General features: G+C 62.9%; 1 protein-coding gene. It reads right to left on the bottom strand.

Going from position 1 to position 935, the window contains the following annotated elements:
* A partial coding sequence (locus MRBLMC3_RS17470) for a molybdopterin dinucleotide binding domain-containing protein (protein ID WP_363830856.1) occupies window positions 1-935 on the bottom strand: 935 nt, incomplete at both ends.

Here is a 935-nt window from a genome sequence, read left to right as displayed (position 1 = left end):
TCATCGGCGACGATGAGGGCACCGATGGAGACCCCGCCATCCTCGTCCATCTCACCGGTGGCCGGACCAAAGCCGTGCGGGATAGAGATCACGCCCGGACGCATCGTCTCGTCCGCCTCGGCGATCGCGGTGATCTTGCCGACATCGGATTCGAGTTCGATGTGATCGCCATTCTCTATGCCCAGATCGGCCATGTCGGCCGGATGGATATAGGCTGGATTGAACTTCGCTCTGGCCCGGACGCTCGGCATGCCGATCGTGCCGACGCTGTTGAACATGTGGCGCATCCGGCGGGAGCTGACGAGGTGGGTGAACTTCCTGCCCTTGCTGACAATATTGTCGGGCGTGATGGCATAGGCCAGCGCCTCTTCGAGCTCGCCCCTCACGTCGGCGGGCATCACGTCGAATTTGGCCGTGCCTTCCGGGCGAGGCGCCGCCACCCGCTCGGACGCGAACGGGAAGGAGTTGCCGCTCGGATATTTTTTCATCTCGTCGAGCTTCACCCGGCCGTCGGCGGCGCGAATGGCGAGCAGGTCGTCGGTGGTCACCGTGTCGAGGTCGATCTTGGTCGTGTGATTGTATTCGATCTCCAGCCCGAGCCGCTTGGCGATGCCGGTATAGACCTGCCAGTCCTCGACCAGCTCGGACCCCGCGGGCGGCGGCACGGCGGCCGGCGTATACTGGATCCAGTTGATGGTGGTGAAGACGATGGTGGGAATGGTCAGCGGCAGGTCCGCGCGCTCGTAGGGCATTTTCGGCGGCAATATGTAATCGCAATATTGCGAGGTCTGGTGCATGAACGGGTCGATCATCACCGAGAGTTCCAGCGACTTCATCGCCTCAACGACTTTCTTCTGGCCCGGAATGGCAACGACGGGGTTGCCGCCCTGGATCAGCAGGCCGCGGATCTGTCCCTTGCCCGGGGTCAGGATCTC

Source organism: Sphingobium sp. LMC3-1-1.1 (assembly GCF_040676285.1).
Lineage (GTDB): Bacteria > Pseudomonadota > Alphaproteobacteria > Sphingomonadales > Sphingomonadaceae > Sphingobium.
The sequence above is the reverse complement of the archived record's forward strand: the minus strand, read 5'-3'. Positions and strand labels throughout refer to the sequence as shown.